Origin of the sequence: Bordetella pseudohinzii, assembly GCF_000657795.2 — a bacterium.
Classification (GTDB): domain Bacteria; phylum Pseudomonadota; class Gammaproteobacteria; order Burkholderiales; family Burkholderiaceae_B; genus Bordetella; species Bordetella pseudohinzii.
This window is the reverse complement of sequence record NZ_JHEP02000021.1, coordinates 25,405-47,240: the sequence shown is the minus strand read 5'-3', so window position 1 is coordinate 47,240 and position 21,836 is coordinate 25,405. Positions and strand designations below refer to the sequence as shown.

Below are 21,836 nucleotides of genomic sequence, written 5' to 3'. Positions count from 1 at the left end.
TTCGCCTCCCGATCGCAGCAACACACCGTCACCTTGAACGCCCGCTGGGCCTTCTGACGGCGGGGCAAAAGAAAAACCCCTGGCAAACGCCAGGGGTTTGTCGGCCCGGCCCCTCCGGGCCATGGCGCGGGCGTCAGCCCTTGGCGACGGGCCGCGCGGGATCGGCGCACCACTCGCTCCAGGAGCCCGGATACAGGCGCGAACCGCCCAGGCCGGCAATCTCCATGGACAGCAGATTGTGGCAAGCGGTGATGCCCGAACCACATTGATGCACGATGGCTTGCGGGTCCCGGCCCTCCAGAAGGGCGCTGAATTCGGCGCGCAGCTGCGCGGCATCCTTGAAGCGCCCCTCGGGGCCCAGGTTTTCGACATTGGGCCGGTTCAGGGCGCCGGGAATATGCCCGGCGACCGGGTCCATGGGCTCGACCTCGCCGCGATAGCGGTTGGCCGCGCGCGCGTCGATCACGGTAAAAACCTGCTTGGGGATGTTCTGCAGCACGGCCTGGGCATCCACGACGCCGGCCAGGGGCTCGGCCGCCTTCACGCCGGGCAGGGGCGCCAGGGACGCCGCGGCGCCGCTTTCGGTGGGCTGGCCGGCGGCCGTCCAGGCCTGCCAGCCGCCATCGAGCACGACCACGCGCTCATGGCCTATCCAGCGCAGCATCCACCACAGGTGGGCGGCGTACATGCCGCCGCTGGCGTCATAGGCCACCACCAGCGTGGCGGGCTTGATGCCATGCGCGGCCATCAGGCCGGCGACAAGATCGCGGTCCGGCAGGGGATGGCGGCCATTCTTGCCGGTGCGCGCGGCGGACAGCTCGGTTTCGTGGTTCAGGTAGCGCGCGCCCGGGATATGCGCCTGCTCGTAGGCGCGCGGGCCGACGGCGTGGTCCGTCAGGTCGTGGCGCACATCGAAAATCCGCAAATCGGGCTCGCCCAGCCGGGCGGCCAGGTCGGCGACGGAAATCAAGGTCTTGGTCATGGAGGCTTCCTCTACAACAGGCCGCAGAACATCAGCCCTGCGCCGGATCCCGCATGGTACGCCAAACCGACAGCAGGCCCGCGGCGATGATCAGGCCCATGCCGGCCCAGGCCAGGCTGTCGAGCATGTCGCCCCAGACGCCCACGCCGATGAAGGCGGCGAAAATAATCGTGGTGTATTGCAGCGCCGCGGTCAGCAGGGCCGAACCGTGCCCGAAGGCGCGCGTCATGGCGAGCTGGCCGAACAGGCCGGCGGTGCCCACGCCCACCAGGGCGAAGTATCCCATCAGATCGGCGCTGCCCCAACCTTGCAGGGCCAGTCCGACCACGCTGCTCAGGCATACGGCCAGCGAGAAGAACAGCACCGTGCGCCACTCCGGCTCGCCCACGCGCCCCAGCTGGCGGATCTGCATCATGGCGATGGCCGACAAGGCGCCGGCCAACAGTCCCAGCAGCGCGGCCAGCCATTGGTCGTCATTGATGCTGGGCCGCAGCACGGCGATCACGCCCAGAAAACCCAGCACCACGGCCACAACGCGCACCAGGTCGCGCTGCGCCCCGCCCCAGCCCAGCATCCAGCAGGCGATGAACAGCGGCGCGGTGTAATTCAGGCTGGTGGCCGTGGCCAGCGGCAGGTGGGAGATGGCATAAAAGCCCAGCCACATCGACGTCACGCCCGACAGATTGCGCCAGACATGCAGGCGCCAGGAATTGGGCACGATGGATTGGCGCGCGGCGCGGGCCCAGATCAGCAGCAGGATGATGGACGGCAGCCCGCGAAACAGGACGACCTGGGCCAGGGAGGCGCCGTGTTCGGTCGATAGCTTCACGAACGACCCCATGATGGCGAACATGGCAGATGCCAACAACATCCAGAGTGCCTGCATGGGAGCCTGACGTAAGGAAAAACCAGAAGGAATATTGGGGAAAGCGATACTATACTCCCCATCCCGCGCCGCCGCCGGGCGCCCCTCGGGGAACCGACCAGCACGGGGCTGGTCAAATCGGGGCCTAAAAATCGTTTTCCCGCTCGCAGAGGAAACCCAATCGAATGAAACGTGTCATCCTGTTCCTGATCACCAACCTGGCCGTGATGCTGGTGCTGTCCGCCACTTTGCGCATCCTCGGCCTGGATCGCTACATCACGGCTCAGGGCCTGAATGTCAACGCCCTGCTCGTGTTCTCCGTCGTCGTGGGCTTCACGGGCTCCATTATTTCGCTGCTGATCAGCAAGCCCATGGCCAAGTTCAGCACCGGGGCGCAGGTCATCGACCCGAACGCCCCGCGCAACCAGCGCGAAGCCTGGCTGCTGGACACCGTCTACCAGCTGGCCGACCGCGCCGGCATCGGCCGCCCCGAGGTCGCCATCTATGACGGCGCGCCCAATGCCTTCGCCACGGGCGCCTTCAAGAACGACGCCCTGGTGGCCGTGTCCACCGGCCTGCTCGAAAGCATGAGCGAAGAAGAAGTCGCCGCCGTGCTGGGCCACGAAGTCGCCCACGTCGCCAACGGCGACATGGTCACCCTCACCCTGATCCAGGGCGTGGTCAACACCTTCGTGGTCTTCCTGGCGCGCGTGGTCGGTTATTTCGTCGACCGCACCATCTTCCGCACCGAGCGCGGCACCGGGCCGGGCTTCTACATCACCGTGATCGTCTGTGAGATCGTGTTCGGCGTGCTGGCCTCCATCATCGTGGCCTGGTTCTCGCGCCAGCGCGAATACCGCGCCGACGCCGGCTCGGCCCAGCTGCTGGGCGCGCGCGAGCCCATGATCCATGCCCTGGCCCGCCTGGGCGGCGTGGAGCCCGGCGAGCTGCCCAAGTCCTTCCAGGCCTCGGGCATTGCCGGCGGCGGCGCGATTTCGGCGCTGTTCTCCTCGCACCCGCCCATCCCCGCCCGGATCGCGGCCCTGCAGCAGATGCGCGTGTCCTGAAAACGCGCCTGCCCCAAGCAAAAGAACCCGGCCGCAGGCCGGGTTCTTCTTTTGGCGGCCGGGGCGGCTAGCCCCTGCCCATGGCTCGGGACGAGCCGCTCAATCCAGCGTGAGAATCGTGGCGCCGGTGGTCTTGCGGCCGGCCAGGGCGGCCTGGGCCTCGCCAGCCCGCTCCAGGCTGTAGCGCTGGTCGATACGAACCTTGATTTTCTTCTTCTGCACCAGGCCGAAGAGCTCGTCGGCGGCGGCCTTGAGCTTTTCGGGCGTGTTGACGTGCACGGCCAGCGAGGGGCGGGTCACATACAGGCAGCCCTTCTGGTTCAGGATGCCGAGGTTCACGCCCGTGACGGGACCGGAGGCATTGCCGAAGCTCACCATCAGGCCGCGCGGCTCGATGCAGTCCAGCGAGGTCTCCCAGGTGTCCTTGCCCACGCCGTCATAGACCACGGGCACCTTCTTGCCGCCGGTCAGTTCGAGCAGGCGTTCGGCCACGTTCTCGCGCGAGTAGTCGATGGTTTCCCAGGCGCCGTTGGCGCGGGCCAGTTCGGCCTTCTCGGGGCTGGAGACCGTGCCGATCAGCTTGACGCCCAGGGCCTTGGCCCATTGGCAGGCGATCAGGCCCACGCCGCCGGCGGCCGCGTGGAACAGAATGGTCTCGCCGCCCTGCAGGCGGTAGGTCTGGCGGAACAGGTACTGGACCGTCAGGCCCTTGAGCATCAGGGCGGCGGCTTCTTCGAAGCTCACGCCCTTGGGCAGCTTGACGACTTGCGCAGCCGGCACATTGCGCGCCTGCGCATAAGCGCCCAGCGGGCTTTGGCCATAGGCCACGCGATCGCCCACCTTCAGGTGCCCGACCCCGGCGCCGACCGCCTCGACCACCCCGGCGCCCTCGAACCCCAGGCCGTGCGGCAGGGGATGGGGATACAGGCCGGTGCGGTAATAGATGTCGATGAAGTTCAAGCCGGCGGCATGCTGGCGGATGGTGACTTCATTGGCGGCGGGCGGCGGGACCTCCACCTCCACGACCTTCAGGACCTCGGGGCCGCCGTGCTGTTCAATACGGACCGCCTTGACGAGCTTGCTGGCCATTCTGGCCTCCTTTCTGAATTTGACGATAAAGCAAAACCACTTGCCGGCCGCGCTAGCCCGCCCTGGCGGGGCGCCTGCCGGTCAGCACAAAAACCCCTGCCAGCACCAGCGCCGTGCCGGCCAGCTGCCAGACCGTGATGGGTTCGGACAGCAGCCAGGCTGCCAGGAACAGCACCGAGACCGGTCCCAGCATGCCCAGCAGCGAGGCCGTGGGCGCCCCCACCAGCGCGACCGCCCACATCATCATGAAGACGGGCAGCACCGTGTTGAGGGTGGCGTGGATCAGGGAATAACCGTAGACGCCGGCGGGTTGCAGCAACACCGACGGCGGATGCACCACGAAGAACTGGATCACGCAGGCCACGCAGGACACCAGCATGGCATAGGCCACCAACCGCGTCGCGCCCACCCGCTTGACCAGCTCCCCGGAGCAAATCAGGTAAACAGAATAGCTCAGGGCCGAGGCGAAGACGAACAAAGACCCTTTGACGACATCGGAACCGCCGCCGGTCTCCGAAAGATCATGGGCGAAGACCAGCACGACGCCCGCGTAGGAGAGGATCATGGCCCACAGCTGGCGCCGCGTGATCGGCCGCTTGAGCCACCAGGCCGACAGCAGCACCACCAGCGAGGGCGACAGGAATAGAATCAGGCGCTCCAGGCTGGCGCTCACATAGCGCAGCCCGAGAAAATCGAGAAAACTCGACAGGTAATAACCGATAAGCCCGAGCACGCAGATCTGGATTCTTTCCTTGGCTGTCAGCGTCACGATCTGGCCGCGCGCCGCGCGGCGCGACTCCCACCAGGCGACGGCGGCGAAAAACGGCATGGCGAACAGCATGCGGAAAGCGATCAGCGTCACCGCGTCGATGCCGTATCGATAGGTGAACTTGACCACGACCGCCTTGGCGGAAAACAGGATGGCGCCCAGCCCGGCCAAAAAATAGCCCGCCAGGATCTGCGTCTGGCGGGAGGCGGCAAAATGCTCGGAAATGCGATTCATGCGATGATTTTAGTTTGCCCCCGCGCCTAACGCGCGCCCGCCCCGCGAATTTTGGCGCGCGCCATCGATCCCGGCCAGAAAACCGGCTCAATCGACTCTTCGCCGACACACCATGACCCGCCAGCGAGCCCTTGTCTATATCCATTTTGCCGCCGTGCTCTTCGGCCTGACCGGCGTCTTTGGCGAACTCATCCAGGCCAGCGCGGCCGTCATCACGCTGGGCCGCGCCCTGTTCGCGGTGGCCTCCCTGGCCGTCTTTGCCCGTATCCAGCGCCGTCCGCTGCTGGGCATGCTCACCCCGGCCCAGTTGTTCGTCCTGGTGATCGCGGGCGCCTTGCTGGCCGTGCATTGGGTGACCTTCTTTATTTCGGTCAAGGTCGGCGGCATCGCCATCGCCACGCTGGGTTTCGCCAGTTTCCCGGCCTTCATCACGCTGTTTGAAGGCCTGCTGTTCCGCGAAAAAGTGCGCATGGCCGAATGGCTGGTGCTGGCGCTGGTCACCGCCGGCCTGGTGCTGGTCACGCCGTCCTTCGATTTCGCCGACCAGGGCACGGTGGGTCTGGCCTGGGGACTGCTGTCGGGCCTGTCCTTCGCCCTGCTGGCCCTGACCAACCGCCGCGCCGCTTCCGGCATGGACCCCATGCAGGTGGCTTGCTGGCAAAACGCCATCGTTTCCCTCATCGTGCTGCCCTTCGCGGTCGGCCAGCTGCCGACCCTGGCCGCCCTGGACTGGCTGTGGCTGGGGCTGCTGGGCATTTTCTGCACCGGCCTGTCGCACTACCTCTTCGTCTCCTCGCTGACCCGGCTCAACGCGCGCAGCGCCGGCCTGGTGATCGCGCTGGAACCGGTCTACGCCATCGGCTTCGCCTGGGCGCTGTTCGCCCAGCAGCCCAGCCTGCGCATGCTGGCCGGCGCCGCCCTCATCGTGGCGGCCATCGTCTGGTCGGGCCTGCGCAAGGCCGCCCACTGAGGCCGGATACCCAGTCTTGACAATGATTGCCTAGGCAGTAAAATCCTGCCTCATGAGTTCATCCAAGCCTGACCCCGCCGCCCCCAGCAACGTCCATTACCGCGCCGACAAGATCGCGATGAGCGAGGACAATTGCGGCTTTCTGATCAAGCTGGTGCACCAGTCGCTCAACCGCATGCTGGACCAGGAGATGGCTCCGCTGGACCTGACGGCCATGCAGTGGCGCCCGCTGGCGCTCCTGGAGCGCGGCCGCGCCGATACCTCGGCCGAGCTGGCGCGCATCATCGGCGTGGACGCCGGCGCCATGACCCGCACCCTGGACAGGCTGGAGAGCAAAGGCCTGCTGCGCCGCGCCCGCAGCTGCGAGGACCGCCGCGTGGTCAAGCTGGAGCTGACCGAGACGGGCCTGGCCAAGGCGCGCGAGATCCCCACCTATATCGCCAAGGCGCTCAACACCCATTTGCGCGGTTTCAGTCCCGAAGAGGTGCGCCAGTTGCGCCATCTGCTCATCCGCATGCTGGCCAACGGCTCGCCCCAGGGCAGCGCCTGAGGCCCGCGCGCCGTTAACCCCGCTCGTAATCGGGTTGTTCGCGCAAAACAGGCCTTGCTGCGATTTAATTACTGCCTAGTCAATAACAGACCAATCAATAACTTTCAGCAAATTGTCAGGATGAAACGCCTACTTTCCACCGCATTGGTCCTGGCCCTGGCGGGCTGCGCGCTGATGGAACCGGCCCCCCAGCCAGTGGCCGAGCTGGAGCCGGCCCGCCTGGGCCTGGCCGACGCAAAGACCGCCTGGCCCGCCACCCAGTGGTGGCAGCGCTATGGCGACCCGCAACTGGACCGCCTGGTCGACGCCGCCCTGGCGAACAATCCCTCGCTGACGGCGGCGCAGGCCCGCCTGGCGCAGGCCAATGCGGCCGTGGCCGGCGCGCGCGCGCCGCTCATGCCGCGCGTGGACGCCAATTACACGCTGACCCGCGAGCATATGTCGGGCAATTACGTCTACCCGGCCCCCTTGGGCGGATCGGTGGCCTCCGACAACCGGCTGGCGCTGGACTTCAGCTATGAGCTGGACTTCTGGGGCAAGAACCGTTCGCGCCTGAAGGCCGCGGTCTCCCAGCGCGACGCCGCCGACGCCGATGCCCAGGCCGCGCGCAACCTGCTGGCCCGCTCGGTGGTGCGCAGCTATCTCAATCTGCAGAACGCCTTCGCCCAGCACGAGGTGATCGGGCGCGTCATCGCGCAGCGCGATGATGTGCGCAAGCTGACCCAGGGGCGCCGGCAGGCGGGCCTGGACACCGAGGTCGAGGTCAAGCAGGCCGAATCGGCCGCCGCCGCCGCGCGGGTGGAACTGACCCAGGTCGAGACCACCATCGCCCAGTTGCGCAACCAGCTGGCCGCCCTGACCGCGTCCAGCCCCGCGCAAATGCAGTCGCTGGCGCCGGTGACCCTGAAAGCGCCCGATGGCGTGCTGCCGCAGGCCCTGCCGCTGGAACTGCTGGGCCACCGCCCCGACGTGGTGGCCGCCCGCTGGCGCGCCGAAGCCGCGCGCCACCAGATCGACAGCGCCAAGGCCGAGTTCTACCCCAATGTGAACATCGTGGCCTTCGCCGGCCTGCAGGCCCTGGGCACCAATATGCTGTTCGACAGTTTCAGCCGCACGGCCGGGGTCGGGCCCGCCATCACCTTGCCCATCTTCCATGGCGGCGAGCTGAACGCCAACCTGGCCGGCCGCCGCGCCGATGCCGACCTGGCGGTGTCCGACTACAACCAGACGGTGCTGACCGCCATCCAGCAGGTGGGCGATGCGCTGGAAGCCCTGCGCCTGATCGACCGCGAGAAGACCGAGCGCGCGCAGGCGCACGACGCCATCGAAGCGGCCTACGACCTGGCCGTCAAGCGCTACCGCAACGGCCTGGGCAATTATCTGTCGGTGCTGCTGGCGCAGGACGGCGTGCTGGCCCAGTCCCGGCTGCAGACGGATCTCCAGTACCGCGCCTATCAGCTCGATGCCGACCTGGCCTATGCGCTGGGCGGCGGCTATGTCCCCGCCGCGGACGCCCAACCTTCCCATACTCACTGATCGCTTGCCATGACCTCCCCCACTACCCATCCCGCACGCAAGCGCCTGCTGTTGATCGCAACCGGCGCCTTCATCGTCCTGGCCCTGGGCTACGGCGCCTGGTGGGCGCTTTTCGGCTCGCATTTCGAGAGCACGGATGACGCCTATGTGCACGGCAACCTGGTGCAGATCACGCCCCAGGTGCCCGGCACCGTGGTGGCCATCGAAGCCGACGACACCGAGATGGTCAAGGCCGGCCAGCCCCTGGTGCGCCTGGATCCGGCCGACACCGATGTCGCCCTGCAGCAGGCCGAGGCGCGGCTGGCGCAGACCGTGCGCCAGGTCCGCACGCTCTATGTGCAGAACGACAGCCTGGCCGCCGACGTCGAAGTCCGGCAGGCCGACATCGGCCGCGCCCAGGCCGACCTGAACCGCGCCCAGAGCGATCTCAAGCGCCGCCAGGCGCTGGCCGCCTCCGGCGGCGTGAGCGGCGAAGAAATCCTGCACGCCGAAACCACGCTGAAGACCGCCCAGGCCGGCCTGGCCCAGGCCCGCGCCGCGCTGGCCTCGGCCCAGGCCAAGCGGGCCACCAATCTGGCCCTGACCCAGGGCACGACGGTGGAGAACCACCCCGACGTGCGCCGGGCCGCCGCGGACCTGCGCAACGCCTGGCTGGCCAGCTCGCGCACCGTGCTGCCCGCGCCGGTCGGCGGCATGGTTGCCCGGCGCAGCGTGCAGGTCGGCCAGCGCGTGGCGCCCGGCTCGGTGCTGATGAACGTGGTGCCGCTGGACCAGATCTGGGTGGAGGCCAACTTCAAGGAAGGCCAGCTGCGCCATATGCGCGAGGGCCAGCCGGTGACGATGACGGCCGATATGTATGGCGGCTCGGTCAAGTACCACGGCAAGGTGGTCGGCCTGGACGCCGGCACCGGCAGCGCCTTTGCCCTGCTGCCGGCGCAGAACGCCACCGGCAACTGGATCAAGGTGGTGCAGCGCGTGCCGGTGCGCATCACGCTGGACCCCGAGGACCTCAAGAAGCATCCGCTGCGCATCGGCCTGTCCATGGACGTCGAAGTCGATGTCGGCAAGGACGAGGGCCAGGCGCTGACGGCGGCGCGCGCCGAGCCGGCCTGGTCCACCCGCGCCTTCGAGCCGGCGCATGACGAGGTCGACGCCCTCATCGCCAAGATCATCAAAGACAATCTGCAATCATGAGCGAGCAAGCCCGCAAGGCGCCGACGGGCGGGCCCTACCCGCCCCTGGAAGGCGCGACCCGCATCATCGGCTCGATCGCGCTGTCGACCGCGGTGTTCATGAACGTGCTGGACACCTCCATCGCCAACGTGTCCATCCCGACCATCTCGGGAGACCTCGGCGTGAGCAGCAGCCAGGGCACCTGGGTGATCACTTCGTTCGCGGTCGCCAACGCCATCACGGTGCCCTTGACGGGCTGGTTGACCCAGCGCTTCGGGCAGGTCCGCCTCTTCGTGACCTCCACCCTGCTCTTCGTGCTGGCCTCCTGGCTGTGCGGCTTCTCGCCCACGCTGGAGGCCCTGATCGCTTTCCGCGTGCTGCAGGGCCTGGTGGCCGGCCCCATGATCCCGCTGTCGCAGGCCTTGATGCTGGGCGCCTTTCCGCGCGAAAAAGCCGGGATGGCGCTGGCGGTCTGGTCCATGACCACACTGGTGGCGCCGGTGGCCGGCCCCTTGCTGGGGGGATGGATTTCGGATAACTACACCTGGCCCTGGATTTTCTATATCAATGTGCCGGTGGGCCTGCTGGCGGCCTGGATCAGCTGGCGCATCTTCCGCGACCGCGAATCGCTCACGCGCAAGCTGCCCATCGACAAGATCGGCCTGCTCCTGCTGGTGGTCTGGGTGGGCTCGCTGCAGATCATGCTGGACAAGGGCAAGGAGCTGGACTGGTTCGCCAGCCCGACCATCATCGGCCTGGCCGCCGTGGCTTTCGTCGCCTTTGTCTTCTTCCTGATCTGGGAACTCACCGACGCGCATCCGGTGGTCGATCTCAGGCTGTTCAAGGAACGCAACTTCACGGTCGGCGCGCTGACCCTGGCCACGGCCTACGGCGTCTTCTTCGGCAATGTGGTGCTGCTGCCGCTATGGCTACAGAGCAATATGGGCTATACCGCCACCTACGCCGGCATGGTGACCGCGCCGGTGGGCATACTCGCCATCCTGCTCACGCCGGTGGTCGGCAAGCTGCTGGCCACCCGCGATCCGCGCCAGCTCGTGACCGTGGCCTTCATGATCTTCGCCCTGGTGTGCTTCATGCGGTCGGGCTTCAACACCCAGACCGATGTGCGCACGCTGATGATACCGACCATCATCCAGGGCGCGGCCATGGCCATGTTCTTCGTGCCGCTCACCTCGATCACGCTGTCCGGCCTGGAGCCTGGCCGCATTCCGGCCGCCTCGGGGCTGTCGAACTTCGCGCGCCTGACGGCGGGCGCCTTCGGGACCTCGATCGCCACCACGCTGTGGGACAACCGCGCGACGCTGCACCACGCGCAGCTGACGGAAGTGGCCAAGCCGGGCCAGCAGGCCTTCGACCAGGTGCAAGGCACCCTGCAGGGCAGCCTGGGCCTGAACCCGCAGCAATCGCTTACCGTGATCGACGGGCTGGTCAACACTCAGGCCTACACCATGGCCGCGGTCGATGTCTTCTATGCCTCGGCCATCATCTTCGTGCTGCTCATCGGCACGGTGTGGTTCGCCCGCCCCAAGTCCTCCAGCGGCAAGGGCAAGGACGACGGCGCGGCCGAGGCCGCGGCCGGCGCGCACTGAAGCCGGGCCCGCCCTTTGCGGGGCGGGCCTTGTCGCCTCAGGCCCGGGCGACGATCTCCGCGATCGCGCGGCCCACGTCGGCCGTCTTGGCCTGGCCCTTCATGTCCGGCGTGCGCGGCCCTTCGGCCAACACCGTCTCGATGGCCGAGACCACGGCCTGGGCGGCCTGCGAATACCCCAGGAAATCCAGCATCAGCGCCCCGCTCCAGATCTGCCCGATGGGGTTGGCGATGCCCTTGCCATAGATGTCCGGCGCCGAGCCATGGACGGGCTCGAACAGCGAGGGGAATTTGCGCTCGGGATTGAGGTTGGCCGAAGGCGCGATGCCGATGGTGCCGGTGCAGGCCGGCCCGAGATCGGAAAGAATGTCGCCGAACAGATTCGAGGCCACCACCACATCGAACCAGTCCGGATGCTGCACAAAGTGCGCGCACAGGATGTCGATGTGGTACTTGTCCCAGCGCACGTCCGGATACTGCGTGGCGATATCGGCCACGCGCTCATCCCACCAGGGCATGGAGATCGAAATGCCGTTGGACTTGGTCGCCGCGGTCAGGTGCTTGCCGCGCTTGCGCGCCAGCTCGAAGGCGAACTTGAGCACCCGGTCGGCGCCCACGCGCGTAAAGACGCTCTCCTGGATCACCACCTCGCGCTCGGTGCCCGCGAACAGGCGGCCGCCGCTGTTGGAATACTCGCCCTCGGTATTTTCGCGGACGATATAGAAATCGATCTCGCCAGGCTGGCGGTTGGCCAGCGGCGAGGGCACGCCCGGCATCAGCCGCACCGGACGCAGGTTGATGTATTGGTCGAAATCCCGCCGGAAGCGGAACAGCGAGCCCCACAGCGCCTCATGGTCGGGCACGGCGGCCGGCCAGCCGATGGCGCCGAAGAAAATGGCCTCATGCCCGCCGATCTGCCGCGCCCAGTCGTCCGGCATCATCTTGCCGTGCTTGGCGTAGTAGTCGCAGCTCCAATCAAAATGATCCCACTGGAAGCCGATGCCAAAGCGCGTGGCCGCCGCGTCCAGCACGCGCAGCCCTTCCGGCACGACTTCCTTGCCTATGCCGTCGCCGGGAATCACGGCGATTTTATGTGTCTTTCCTGCCACCCGAAGTCTCCAAGACGGCGCGCCGCCACGGCGCGCCTTCCGCGCATCATATAGGCAGCGCGCCGGCCGCGGCCAGTCTTCAGGCGCCGCTCCAGGCCTGCTCGTTCAGGCGGTCGCTGTGGACCGCCGCGCCCTGCGAGCGCTGCACATGCTCCAGGGCGGGGGTGATGACCTGGGTCAGGCGGTCGAAGGCCGGCCCCAGCTCCTCTTCCGGCACGCAGGCATAGCCCAGCAGCAGACCGGGCCGGGCCCGGCGTTCGTCCGCGTAGTAGCGCGACAAGGGCCGGGCCGTCAGCCCCAGCGTACGCGCGGCGATGGAGATCCCCAGGTCGTCGGTGCCCTCGGGCAGGTGCAAGACCAGGTGCAGGCCCGCCTCGTGGGTGGACACCGGCCAGTCGGCGCCGAAATGCCGCGCGATGGCGCCGCGCAGCACGGCCTGGCGGGCGGCGTAGCGCTGCTTCATGCGGCGGATGTGGCTGGCGTAATGGCCACCCTCGATAAAGTCGGCCAGCACCGCCTGGTCCATGAGCCGGCCCTCGCGATACAACTCCGACAGGCCCGTGGCGAAGTGCGGCGCCAGCCGCCTGGGCAGCACCATATAACCCATGCGGAAACCCGGGAACAGGGTCTTGGAGAACGTGCCCAGGTAGAGCACCCGGTCATGCGCGTCCAGGCCCTGCAGCGAACCGATGGGCCGGCCGTCGAAGCGGAACTCGCTGTCGTAGTCGTCCTCGACGATCCAGGCGCCGCGCTTGTGGGCGTACTCCAGCAGCATGCGGCGCCGCGCCAGGCTCATGACCATGCCCAGCGGATATTGGTGCGAGGGCGTCACGAAGATAAAGCGCGGCGGCTCCCGCATCTGTTCGGCGCTGGGCGCCATGCCCTCTTCATCGACCGGCACGGGCACCGGGGTGATGCCGCAGGCCACCAGGGTGGAGCGCGAGCCCCAATAACCCGGATCTTCCATCCAGGCGGTATTGCCGGTGTCGCCCAGCAGGCGCGCCAGCAGGCTGATGGACTGGTGGATGCCGGTGGTGATGACGATCTGGTCGGGCTCGCAGCGCACGGAGCGCGCCAGGCGCAGATGCTCGGCCAGCGCTTGCCGCAGCGGCATATAGCCCGAGCCGCTGGCGTAGGTCAGCAGTTCCGGCGTCTGCTGGCGCCAGCGCCGGTTCAGGAGCCGGTTCCAGACCGCGCGCGGAAAGGCCGACACATCCGGCACGCCGGAAACAAAGGCCCCCCATTGCCGATCCGAGGCCGAGGCATCCTGCACCAGCTTGCTGCCGCGCCGCGACAGCAGGAAGGGGCTGGCCGGCGCATCGGCCGGCAGGCCCGGCAGGGGCTCTTGTGGCGCCGGCACGGTATCCGAAACAAAGGTACCACTTCCGAAGGCCGAGATCAGATACCCCTCGGCCAGCAGCTGGTCGTAGGCGTGCAATACGGTATTACGGGATAACCCGGTGTCGCTGGCCAGCGCCCGGGTGGCCGGCAGCTTGGTGCCGGCCGGCAGCTCGCCGGCCAGGATCAGCCCGCGCAGCGTGTCGCAGATCTGCCGGGACAGCGCAACGGCGCCGCGCCGCTCCAGGCGCTGCAGCAGACGCTCGGAAAGAATCAGCTCTTTCAAAGTGGCACCAGAAACTCGAATCAATTTGGATCTATTGAGAGTACCAAATATTCGATACGCTGCTGCTTCAAAACGACGTCCACATAAATGCCAAGGGGAAAAACTTGCAGCCGGACAAAATACAGGTCCAGACCGGACCCATGAAGGCGGGGGAATTTCGCCCAGCGCCGGTTTACCGACCGCGCCGACAGCGGCGGCCCTCACGGCCCGCCGCCTGAACTCAACGCCGCCGCGGTGCGCGGCGGGCAGTTCCAGCACCGCAACGCAGCAACCGGCAGGCGCCATCCGCGCCGGCCGGCCAACCAATCCGCCCTGGCACGGAGCCTGCTTGAATCCTCAAGCGCGCCGTGCCCATTCATCTCAAGACAGCCGGGAGGCCTGCAGTGAAACTGAAACACGCCATCAAACTCTCCGCTTGCGCGCTCGCCCTGGCCGCCGCCCTGCCCATGGGCGCGGCCTGGGCACAGACCAAGGGCGGCACGCTCAGCATGATCGTGCAGCCCGAGCCGCCCATCCTGATTCCGGCCCTGAACCAGCAAGGCCCCACGCAGTTCGTCGCCGGCAAGATCTATGAAAGCCTGCTGACCTATTCCTTCGACCTCAAGCCCCAGCCGGGTCTGGCCAAGTCCTGGGAAGCCAGCCCGGACGGCCTGTCGTACACCTTCCATCTGCAGGAAAACGTCAAGTGGCACGATGGCAAGCCCTTCTCGGCCGACGACGTGGTGTTCTCGCTCACCGAGCTGCTGCCCAAGGTGCACGCCCGCGCCCGCGTCATCCTGACCAAGTTCATCGACAAGGTCGAGAAGATCGACGACAAGACGGTCAAGATCTCGCTGAAATCGCCCTTCCCGGCCTTCATGCTGATGTTCGAGCCCGGCTTTGCGCCCATGATGCCCAAGCACATCTATGAGGGCACCGACTACGCCACGAACCCGGCCAACCAGAAACCCGTCGGCACCGGCCCCTTCATGTTCAAGGAATGGAAGCGCGGCGAATACATCAAGCTGGCGCGCAACCCGGAGTACTGGAAGCCGGGCAAGCCCTACCTGGACGAGATCATCTTCAATGTGATCCCCGACGCGGCCTCGCGCGCGGTGGCCTATGAGCGCGGCAGCGTGGATGTGCTGCGCGGCGGCGATGTCGACAACGTGGACGTCAAGCGCCTGCGCGCCCTGCCCAATACGGAGTACACCACCCAGGGCTGGGAGATGTTCTCGCCGCAGGCCTACCTGATCTTCAACATGCGCAAGCCGCCCTTTGACAACCTCAAGGTGCGTCAGGCCGTGATGGCCGCCATGAACCGCAAGCTGGTCGTGGACAACATCTTCTTCGGCCTGGGCAAGGTCTCGACCAGCCCCTTCGTGACGACCGAGATGTTCTACGACAAGAACATGCCGGCCATGCCCTTCGACATGAAGAAGGCGCGCGAGCTGATCAAGGAATCGGGCATCAAGCCGCAGGACTACACCATCCGGCAGCTGTCCTTCCCCTATGGCTCGACCTGGGACCGCCTGGCCGAATACACCAAGCAGTCGCTGGAGCAGTTGGGCTTCAAGGTGCAGATCGAATCCACCGACGCCGGCGGCTGGGCGTCGCGCACCGGCAACTGGGACTTCGACCTGACCACCAACTACACCTACCAGTACGGCGATCCGGCGCTGGGCGTGCAACGCCTGTACGTCAGCTCCAACATCGTGAAGGGCTCGCCCTTTGCCAACGTGCAGGGCTACAGCAATCCCGAGACCGACAAGTGGTGGGCCGAGGCGGCCTCCGAAGTCGATCCGGCCAAGCGCCAGGCGCTCTACACCCAGCTGCAGACCACGCTGGTCAACGAAGTGGCCAACGGCTATCTGGTGGACATGGAGTTCCCCACGCTCTACCGCGCCAAGGTCAAGAACCTCGTGAAGACCGCCATCGGCCTGAACGAGAGCTTTGACGACGTCTATATCGAGCAGAAGTAAGTAGGTTCTGCCGCGGCCCGGGCCGCGGCAGGCCGGGGCCGCCCGCGGGCCGCCCCGGGCTTGATCCCTCAGAACGGCCCGCGCCGTTGCCTGGAGATGCTTCACATGAAATTCCTGTCTTTCTTCGCCTCGCGCTTGAGCAAGGCCCTGGTGGTCGTGCTCGGCGTGGTGATCATCAATTTCTTCCTGATCCGGCTGGCGCCCGGCGATCCGGCGGCCGTGCTGGCCGGCCAGGCCGGCGCGGGCGACGCCGCCTATGTCGAACAGCTGCGCACCCAGTTCGGCCTGGACAAGCCGGTGCTGACCCAGCTGGGCCTCTACCTGAAGGGCGTGGTCCAGCTCGACCTGGGCTTTTCCTACCGCAATCACGTGCCGGTGCTGGACCTCATCGTCGAGCGCCTGCCCGCCACCTTCCTGCTGATGGTCTGCGCCTTCCTGTTCTCCATCATCCTGGGCGTGCTGCTGGGCGTGGTGGCCGCGCGCTCGCGCTATGCCAACAAGCGCCGCTGGATAGACAGCAGCGTCATGACCGGCGCCCTGTTGCTCTATGCCACGCCGCTGTTCTGGCTGTCGCTCATGGGCATCCTGCTGTTCTCGGTCATGCTGGGCTGGCTGCCCGCCTTCGGCATGGAGACGGTCGGCTCCAACCTGACCGGCCTGGCCCGCGCCTGGGACATCACCCAGCACCTGATCCTGCCCACGGTCACGCTGGGCTGCTTCTTCATGGCCGTCTATGTGCGCCTGACGCGCGCCTCCATGCTTGAGGTGATCGGCATGGACTTCGTCAAGACCGCGCGCGCCAAGGGCGTATCGCCCAACCGGGTGATCCGCGCCCACGTGCTGCGCAATGCGCTGCTGCCCGTCATCACCTTTGCCGGCATCCAGCTCGGCCAGATGGCCGGCGGCGCCGTGCTCACCGAAACCGTCTTCGCCTGGCCGGGCATCGGCCGGCTGATGTTCGATGCCCTGCTGCAGCGCGACTACCAGCTGCTGCTGGGCATCTTCCTGGTCACCTCCATCATGGTCGTCGTGTTCAACCTCATCACCGACGTGATCTACCGCTTGATCGATCCCCGCATCGCCGCCGGCGGCAAGCAAGGAGCGGCAGCATGAAAGGCTTTATCAAACGCTATATGCGCAACTACGGCGCGGTCGCCGGCCTGCTTATCGTGGCCGCCGTCGTCCTCGTCGCCCTGGCCGCGCCCCTGCTCTATGAAGACTCGCCCTGGATGATGGTGGCCACGCCCCTGATCCCGCCCTTTTCGGATCCCGCCTATCCCTTCGGCACCGACATGCTGGGGCGCGACATCACCGCCGGCCTGGTATGGGGCGCGCGCGTCTCGCTCATGGTGGGCCTGCTGTCGACCGGCGTGGCCCTGCTGTTCGGCATCCTGGTCGGCGCCGTGGCCGGCTATTGCGGCGGGCGCATCGACGACGCCCTGATGCGCTTCACCGAGTTTTTCCAGACCATCCCGCAGTTGGCCATGGCCGTGGTGCTGGTGGCGGTGCTGGGGCCTTCGGTGTATTCCATCATGGGCGCCATCGCCGTGGTGTCCTGGCCGCCGGCCGCGCGCCTGGTGCGCTCGGAATTCATGACCCTCAAGCAGCGCGAGTTCGTGCAGGCGGCCATCGTCATCGGCCAGACGCCGGGCCGCATCGTCTGCTCGCAGATCCTGCCCAATGCCATGTCGCCCATCATCGTGTCGGCTTCCTTCATGGTGGCCACGGCCATCCTGACGGAATCCTCGCTGTCCTTCCTGGGACTGGGCGACCGCAACATGATGAGCTGGGGCTTCATGATCGGCGCGGCGCGCACCATGATCCGCGAGGCATGGTGGATGAGCGTCTGGCCCGGCGTGGCCATCCTGCTGACCGTGCTGGCCATCAACCTGATCGGCGAAGGGCTCAACGACGCCCTCAACCCCCAACTGCGCAAGCGCGGCGAATAAGGAGACCGGCATGACGACCGAACACAACGCGCCGCTCTTGTCCGTGCGCAACCTGACCATCGCCCTGCCCGCGGGCGGCGACCGGCCCTACGCCGTGCAGGATATCTCCTACGACATCCGCGCCGGCGAGATCCTGTGCATCGTGGGCGAGTCCGGGTCGGGAAAGTCCATGAGCGCCAACGCCATCATGGGCCTGCTGCCCGACTATCTGAAACCGCAAGGCGGGCAGATCCTGTTCAAGGGCAAGGACTTGCTGACGCAGAGCGAGGACGCCCTGCTGTCCATGCGCGGCAAGGACATGGCGATGATCTTCCAGGAGCCGCTGTCGGCCCTGAACCCCTTGATGACCGTCGGCGAACAGATCGGCGAAGTCATGCGGGTGCATAACGCCTATCCGGGCCCGGCGCGCCAGCGCCGCGTGCTGGAGCTGCTGGACTTCGTCGGCCTGCCCGATCCGGCCACGCTCTACCATGTCTACCCCTTCCGCCTGTCGGGCGGCCAGCGACAGCGCGTCATGATCGCCATGGCGCTGGCCCTGGAGCCCGCCTTCCTGATCGCCGACGAACCGACCACCGCGCTGGATGTCACCACCCAGGCGCAGATCCTGGCCCTGATCGCCCGCATCCAGAAAGAAAAAGGCATGGGCGTGATGTTCGTCACCCACGACTTCGGCGTGGTGGCCGAGATCGCCCACCGGGTCGCGGTCATGGAAAAAGGCATCCTGGTCGAGGAAGGCCCGGCCGAACAGGTGCTGAACCGGCCGCGCCATCCCTATACGCGCCGGCTGATCGCCGCCGTGCCGCACCGGCGCGCCCAGGAGCGCGAAACCGCCAGCCGGGACCAGCCCGTGCTCCAGGTGCGCAATCTGAAGAAAACCTATTTCACCGGCCATGGCGGCTGGTTCGGGCGCAAGCGCGTGGTCAACGCCGTGGACGGCGTGAGCTTCGAGGTTCGGCGCGGCGAGACGCTGGGCATCGTGGGCGAATCCGGATCGGGCAAATCGACCATAGGCAAATGCCTGCTCAAGCTCATCGGCATCGACGGCGGCGAACTGATCTTCAACGGCCGCGACATCGCCGGCCTGACCGAAAGCCAGTTCCGCCCGATACGCAAGGACATCCAGATGATCTTCCAGGACCCCTTTGCCTCGCTCAACCCGAGGCAGACGGTGGGCCGCATCATCAGCGACGGACCGGTGGCCAATGGCACGCCGCGCGCCGAGGCCGACACGCGCACGCGCGAACTGCTCACCCTGGTGGGCCTGGACCCCTCGGCCTTTGACCGCTACCCCAATCAGTTCTCCGGCGGCCAGCGCCAGCGCATCGGCATCGCGCGCGCCCTGGCGCTGGAACCCACGGTGCTGGTGGCCGACGAGTCGGTCTCGGCGCTGGACGTGTCCGTGCAGGCCCAGGTGCTGCAGCTGCTGCACGAGCTGCAGCAGAAGCTGCGCATCGCGCTGATCTTCATCACCCACGACCTGCGCGTGGCGGCGCAGATCTGCAACGCCGTGCTGGTCATGCACCGGGGCAAGGTGGTGGAACATGGCAGCCCGGCGCAGATCTTCGACCGGCCGCAGAACCCCTATACCCAGCAGCTGATCGCCGCCGTGCCGGGCCAGCACTGGGACCCGACGCAGGCACAGACCTCATGAGTCCGGACCATGAACGACCAGAGCGATAAGCCCGAGGACTGGAACGCGCGCCGGGCCGCCGCCACGCCCAGGGGCGTGGGCGTCATGTGCAGTTTCTATGCGGACCGCGCCGACAACGGCGAGGTCTGGGACCTGGAGGGCCGGCGCTACATAGATTTCGCCGGCGGCATCGCGGTGCTCAATACCGGGCACCGCCACCCCCGGGTGATGGACGCCGTGCAGGCCCAGATGGCGCGCTTCACGCATACGGCCTACCAGATCGTGCCCTACACCAGCTATGTCGAGCTGGCCGAGCAGATCAATGCCCGCGCGCCCGGGGATTTCCGCAAGAAGACCGCGCTGTTCACCACCGGGGCCGAAGCGGTCGAGAACGCGGTCAAGATCGCGCGCTCGGCCACCCGGCGGCCCGGCATCATCGCCTTCGGCTCCGCCTTCCACGGCCGCACCCTGCTGGGCATGGCGCTGACCGGCAAGGTCGTGCCCTACAAGCTGGGCTTCGGCCCCTTCCCGGCCGACATCTATCACGCCCCCTACCCCAACGCCCTGCACGGCATCACCAGCGAGGACGCGCTGGCCGGCATCCGGGCTCTGTTCAAGACGGTGGTCGATCCGCGCAGCGTGGCGGCCTTCATCATCGAGCCGGTGCAGGGCGAAGGCGGCTTCAATATCTGTCCGCCGGAGTTCATGCGCGCCCTGCGCGCGCTATGCGACGACTACGGCATCCTGCTGATCGCCGACGAAGTCCAGACCGGTTTTGGCCGCAGCGGCCGCATCTTCGCCATGGAGCACTATGGCGTGGCGCCCGACCTCATCGTCATGGCCAAGAGCCTGGCTGGCGGCTTTCCCCTGTCGGCGGTCTGCGGCCGCGCCGAGGTCATGGACGCGCCCGCGCCGGGCGGCCTGGGCGGCACTTACGCCGGCCATCCGCTGGCCGTGGCCGCGGCCCTGGAAGTGCTGCGCGTCATCGACGAAGAAGACCTGCTCGCGCGCGGCCGGCAGCTGGGCGAACGCCTGGCCGGCAAGCTGCGCGAACTGGCTCCCGAGGTGCCCGAACTGGCCGAAGTGCGCGCCCTGGGCGCCATGGTGGCGGCCGAATTCAACCAGCCCGGCTCGCATGCGCCCAGCCCGGGCTTTGCCCGCCGCATCCAGGCCCTGGCGCTGGAGAGCGGCCTGCTGCTGCTGACCTGCGGCGCCGAAGGCAATGTGATCCGTTTTCTCTTTCCGCTCACCATCAGCGACGCGCTGATGGACGAAGCGCTGGACATCCTGGGCCGGGCCCTGCGCGGCCAGCCCGCCCCCTGACAAGACCATGGAGACCCCTATGCAACGTCCTGCGGCCATCCCCACCGTACAGATCGACAACGAACACGTCACCGTGACCGAATGGCGGTTTCCGCCCGGCGGCGAAACCGGCTGGCATCGCCATGGCATGCACTACGTCGTCGTGCCGCAGACCACCGGCAAGCTGCTGCTGGAAACGCCGGACGGCCCGCGCGAGAGCCAGCTGACCACCGGCGTGGCCTATAGCCGGCAGATCGGCGTGGAGCACAACGTCATCAACCCCAACGACACGGAGTTCGTGTTCGTCGAGATCGAAATCAAGAAGGCCTGAGAGGACGACCATGAAGGCTTTTTTTTCCGAAGAACAACTGCAACACCTGCCGCGGCAATTCATGCGGCTGGGCCGCATCAGCGCCCCGACCGATGTGCCGGCGCGCGCCGAGACGCTGCGCGCCTTGCTGCAATCGCGCGGCGTCGGCGTCGAGACGCCGCCCGACTTCGGCCGCGAACCGCTGGCCGGCGTGCACAGCGAAGCCTATCTCGATTATCTGGAACACGCCTATGAGCGCTGGCAGGCGCTGCGCGACCAGGGCCTGGATCCCGGCCCCGAGGTCCTGCCCAATCTGTCGCCCTACTACAGCGGACGCCATGAACTGCCGGCCCGTCCGCCCTGCCCCTCGACCTCCATCGTGGCGCAGACCGGCTACTACCTGAGCGACCTGTCCTGCCCCATCGGCCCGCATACCTGGCGCGCCGCGCTGCGCTCCACGCACAATGCCGTGGCCGCCGCCGACTGGGTGCGCCAGCACGCGGGCACGGCCTACGCCCTGTGCCGCCCCTCCGGCCATCACGCCCACCGCGACCGCGCCGGCGGTTTCTGCTATCTGAACAGCAGCGCGGCGGCCGCCCAGCGCCTGACCCAGACCTGGAAGCGCGTGGCCGTGCTGGACGTGGATGCGCACCACGGCGACGGCACCCAAAACATCTTCTATCAGCGCGCCGACGTGATGACGCTGTCGCTGCACGCCGACCCGACCGGCTACTACCCCTTCTACACCGGCTACGCCCATGAGCGCGGCTATGGCAGCGGCCACGGCTACAACCTCAATTTCCCGCTGCCGCACGGCGCCAACAACGACGTCTTCCTGCAGACCCTGGACAGCGCCCTGGTGGCCCTGCGCGACTATCGCCCCCAGGCCCTGGTGCTGGCCCTGGGCTTTGACACCTACAAGGACGATCCCATCAGCGTGCTCAAGCTCGACCTGGACGCCTATCGCCACATCGGCGAGCGCATCCAGTCGCTGGCGCTGCCCACTGTGGTCGTCCAGGAAGGCGGCTATATGGTGGAGAGCATCGGGCCGGCGCTCGACGCCTTTCTGCAGGGCCTGTCGCCGGCCACCGTTTGAACACAGGAGTA

At 67.2% G+C, this 21,836-nt stretch carries 19 protein-coding genes; 13 read left to right on the top strand and 6 right to left on the bottom strand.

Annotated elements, in window-relative coordinates; genetic code table 11:
- Nucleotides 1-133: 133 nt before the first annotated feature.
- Together L540_RS20040 and L540_RS20035 are read right to left on the bottom strand one after the other, a co-directional pair.
- Nucleotides 134-982 carry a sulfurtransferase gene (locus L540_RS20040; RefSeq protein WP_043209520.1) on the bottom strand — a complete coding sequence of 283 codons (849 nt, stop codon included), beginning with the start codon at nucleotides 980-982 and terminating at the stop codon, nucleotides 134-136.
- 31 nt (nucleotides 983-1,013) lie between these two features.
- Nucleotides 1,014-1,868: a DMT family transporter gene (locus L540_RS20035; RefSeq protein WP_043209522.1), complete on the bottom strand. Its 855-nt coding sequence runs from the start codon at nucleotides 1,866-1,868 to the stop codon at nucleotides 1,014-1,016.
- 164 nt (nucleotides 1,869-2,032) lie between these two features.
- On the opposite strand from L540_RS20035, the gene htpX reads away from it, so the two are divergent.
- The gene (gene htpX, locus L540_RS20030; RefSeq protein WP_043209524.1) at nucleotides 2,033-2,914 is read left to right on the top strand and encodes a protease HtpX; all 882 of its coding nucleotides are present in this window, start codon (nucleotides 2,033-2,035) and stop codon (nucleotides 2,912-2,914) included.
- A 99-nt stretch (nucleotides 2,915-3,013) separates the two neighbouring features.
- On the opposite strand, the gene L540_RS20025 is transcribed toward htpX, so the two are convergent.
- Complete coding sequence (locus L540_RS20025) at nucleotides 3,014-4,003, bottom strand: quinone oxidoreductase family protein (protein ID WP_043209526.1); 990 nt, start codon at nucleotides 4,001-4,003, stop codon at nucleotides 3,014-3,016.
- 52 nt (nucleotides 4,004-4,055) lie between these two features.
- Nucleotides 4,056-5,006, bottom strand: a complete 951-nt coding sequence (locus L540_RS20020; RefSeq protein WP_043209528.1) for a DMT family transporter — start codon at nucleotides 5,004-5,006, stop codon at nucleotides 4,056-4,058.
- A gap of 112 nt (nucleotides 5,007-5,118) precedes the next feature.
- On the opposite strand from L540_RS20020, the gene L540_RS20015 reads away from it, so the two are divergent.
- The 5 genes from L540_RS20015 to L540_RS19995 all read left to right on the top strand — a co-directional run bounded on the left by L540_RS20015 (nucleotide 5,119) and on the right by L540_RS19995 (nucleotide 10,845).
- Nucleotides 5,119-5,976: a DMT family transporter gene (locus L540_RS20015; RefSeq protein ID WP_043209530.1), complete on the top strand. Its 858-nt coding sequence runs from the start codon at nucleotides 5,119-5,121 to the stop codon at nucleotides 5,974-5,976.
- A gap of 52 nt (nucleotides 5,977-6,028) precedes the next feature.
- On the top strand, nucleotides 6,029-6,526 hold the full coding sequence (locus L540_RS20010; RefSeq protein WP_043209532.1) for a MarR family winged helix-turn-helix transcriptional regulator: 498 nt from the start codon (nucleotides 6,029-6,031) through the stop codon (nucleotides 6,524-6,526).
- A 120-nt stretch (nucleotides 6,527-6,646) separates the two neighbouring features.
- Nucleotides 6,647-8,062, top strand: coding sequence for an efflux transporter outer membrane subunit (locus tag L540_RS20005; RefSeq protein ID WP_043209533.1), 1,416 nt, complete (start codon nucleotides 6,647-6,649; stop codon nucleotides 8,060-8,062).
- 9 nt (nucleotides 8,063-8,071) lie between these two features.
- Entirely contained in the window at nucleotides 8,072-9,256 is a 1,185-nt protein-coding gene (locus L540_RS20000; protein WP_043209535.1) for an HlyD family secretion protein, read from the top strand.
- Nucleotides 9,253-10,845: a DHA2 family efflux MFS transporter permease subunit gene (locus L540_RS19995; RefSeq protein WP_043209537.1), complete on the top strand. Its 1,593-nt coding sequence runs from the start codon at nucleotides 9,253-9,255 to the stop codon at nucleotides 10,843-10,845. Before L540_RS20000 ends, L540_RS19995 begins: the two co-directional genes overlap by 4 nt.
- A gap of 37 nt (nucleotides 10,846-10,882) precedes the next feature.
- Here L540_RS19995 and L540_RS19990 read toward each other — a convergent pair whose 3' ends face one another.
- Together L540_RS19990 and pdxR are read right to left on the bottom strand one after the other, a co-directional pair.
- The gene (locus L540_RS19990) at nucleotides 10,883-11,953 is read right to left on the bottom strand and encodes a tartrate dehydrogenase (protein WP_043209539.1); all 1,071 of its coding nucleotides are present in this window, start codon (nucleotides 11,951-11,953) and stop codon (nucleotides 10,883-10,885) included.
- A gap of 79 nt (nucleotides 11,954-12,032) precedes the next feature.
- On the bottom strand, nucleotides 12,033-13,577 hold the full coding sequence (pdxR, locus tag L540_RS19985) for a MocR-like pyridoxine biosynthesis transcription factor PdxR (RefSeq protein WP_043209540.1): 1,545 nt from the start codon (nucleotides 13,575-13,577) through the stop codon (nucleotides 12,033-12,035).
- A gap of 383 nt (nucleotides 13,578-13,960) precedes the next feature.
- Here pdxR and L540_RS19980 point away from each other — a divergent pair, with 383 nt between their 5' ends.
- The 7 genes from L540_RS19980 to L540_RS19950 all read left to right on the top strand — a co-directional run bounded on the left by L540_RS19980 (nucleotide 13,961) and on the right by L540_RS19950 (nucleotide 21,825).
- Nucleotides 13,961-15,538 (top strand): ABC transporter substrate-binding protein, encoded by a 1,578-nt coding sequence (locus L540_RS19980; RefSeq protein ID WP_043209543.1) that lies wholly within the window; start codon nucleotides 13,961-13,963, stop codon nucleotides 15,536-15,538.
- A 96-nt stretch (nucleotides 15,539-15,634) separates the two neighbouring features.
- On the top strand, nucleotides 15,635-16,651 hold the full coding sequence (locus L540_RS19975) for an ABC transporter permease (protein WP_109842579.1): 1,017 nt from the start codon (nucleotides 15,635-15,637) through the stop codon (nucleotides 16,649-16,651).
- On the top strand, nucleotides 16,648-17,487 hold the full coding sequence (locus tag L540_RS19970) for an ABC transporter permease (RefSeq protein WP_043209549.1): 840 nt from the start codon (nucleotides 16,648-16,650) through the stop codon (nucleotides 17,485-17,487). Before L540_RS19975 ends, L540_RS19970 begins: the two co-directional genes overlap by 4 nt.
- 10 nt (nucleotides 17,488-17,497) lie before the next feature.
- Entirely contained in the window at nucleotides 17,498-19,138 is a 1,641-nt protein-coding gene (locus L540_RS19965) for an ABC transporter ATP-binding protein (RefSeq protein WP_043209552.1), read from the top strand.
- A 9-nt stretch (nucleotides 19,139-19,147) separates the two neighbouring features.
- Nucleotides 19,148-20,440, top strand: a complete 1,293-nt coding sequence (gene gabT, locus L540_RS19960; protein ID WP_043209554.1) for a 4-aminobutyrate--2-oxoglutarate transaminase — start codon at nucleotides 19,148-19,150, stop codon at nucleotides 20,438-20,440.
- A 19-nt stretch (nucleotides 20,441-20,459) separates the two neighbouring features.
- Nucleotides 20,460-20,750 carry a cupin domain-containing protein gene (locus L540_RS19955; protein WP_043209556.1) on the top strand — a complete coding sequence of 97 codons (291 nt, stop codon included), beginning with the start codon at nucleotides 20,460-20,462 and terminating at the stop codon, nucleotides 20,748-20,750.
- Nucleotides 20,751-20,760: 10 nt separating this feature from the next.
- Nucleotides 20,761-21,825, top strand: a complete 1,065-nt coding sequence (locus L540_RS19950; protein ID WP_043209559.1) for a histone deacetylase family protein — start codon at nucleotides 20,761-20,763, stop codon at nucleotides 21,823-21,825.
- Nucleotides 21,826-21,836 lie beyond the last annotated feature (11 nt).

Coding starts and splice junctions, on each gene's coding strand:
- L540_RS20015 (WP_043209530.1), top strand. CDS start 5,119: ATGACCCGCCAGCGAGCCCTTGTCTATATCCATTTTGCCGCCGTGCTC.
- L540_RS20020 (WP_043209528.1), bottom strand. CDS start 5,006: ATGAATCGCATTTCCGAGCATTTTGCCGCCTCCCGCCAGACGCAGATC.
- L540_RS19950 (WP_043209559.1), top strand. CDS start 20,761: ATGAAGGCTTTTTTTTCCGAAGAACAACTGCAACACCTGCCGCGGCAA.
- L540_RS19995 (WP_043209537.1), top strand. CDS start 9,253: ATGAGCGAGCAAGCCCGCAAGGCGCCGACGGGCGGGCCCTACCCGCCC.
- L540_RS20025 (WP_043209526.1), bottom strand. CDS start 4,003: ATGGCCAGCAAGCTCGTCAAGGCGGTCCGTATTGAACAGCACGGCGGC.
- L540_RS19965 (WP_043209552.1), top strand. CDS start 17,498: ATGACGACCGAACACAACGCGCCGCTCTTGTCCGTGCGCAACCTGACC.
- L540_RS20005 (WP_043209533.1), top strand. CDS start 6,647: ATGAAACGCCTACTTTCCACCGCATTGGTCCTGGCCCTGGCGGGCTGC.
- gabT (WP_043209554.1), top strand. CDS start 19,148: ATGAACGACCAGAGCGATAAGCCCGAGGACTGGAACGCGCGCCGGGCC.
- L540_RS20035 (WP_043209522.1), bottom strand. CDS start 1,868: ATGCAGGCACTCTGGATGTTGTTGGCATCTGCCATGTTCGCCATCATG.
- L540_RS19975 (WP_109842579.1), top strand. CDS start 15,635: ATGCTTCACATGAAATTCCTGTCTTTCTTCGCCTCGCGCTTGAGCAAG.
- L540_RS20000 (WP_043209535.1), top strand. CDS start 8,072: ATGACCTCCCCCACTACCCATCCCGCACGCAAGCGCCTGCTGTTGATC.
- htpX (WP_043209524.1), top strand. CDS start 2,033: ATGAAACGTGTCATCCTGTTCCTGATCACCAACCTGGCCGTGATGCTG.
- L540_RS20010 (WP_043209532.1), top strand. CDS start 6,029: ATGAGTTCATCCAAGCCTGACCCCGCCGCCCCCAGCAACGTCCATTAC.
- L540_RS20040 (WP_043209520.1), bottom strand. CDS start 982: ATGACCAAGACCTTGATTTCCGTCGCCGACCTGGCCGCCCGGCTGGGC.
- L540_RS19970 (WP_043209549.1), top strand. CDS start 16,648: ATGAAAGGCTTTATCAAACGCTATATGCGCAACTACGGCGCGGTCGCC.
- L540_RS19955 (WP_043209556.1), top strand. CDS start 20,460: ATGCAACGTCCTGCGGCCATCCCCACCGTACAGATCGACAACGAACAC.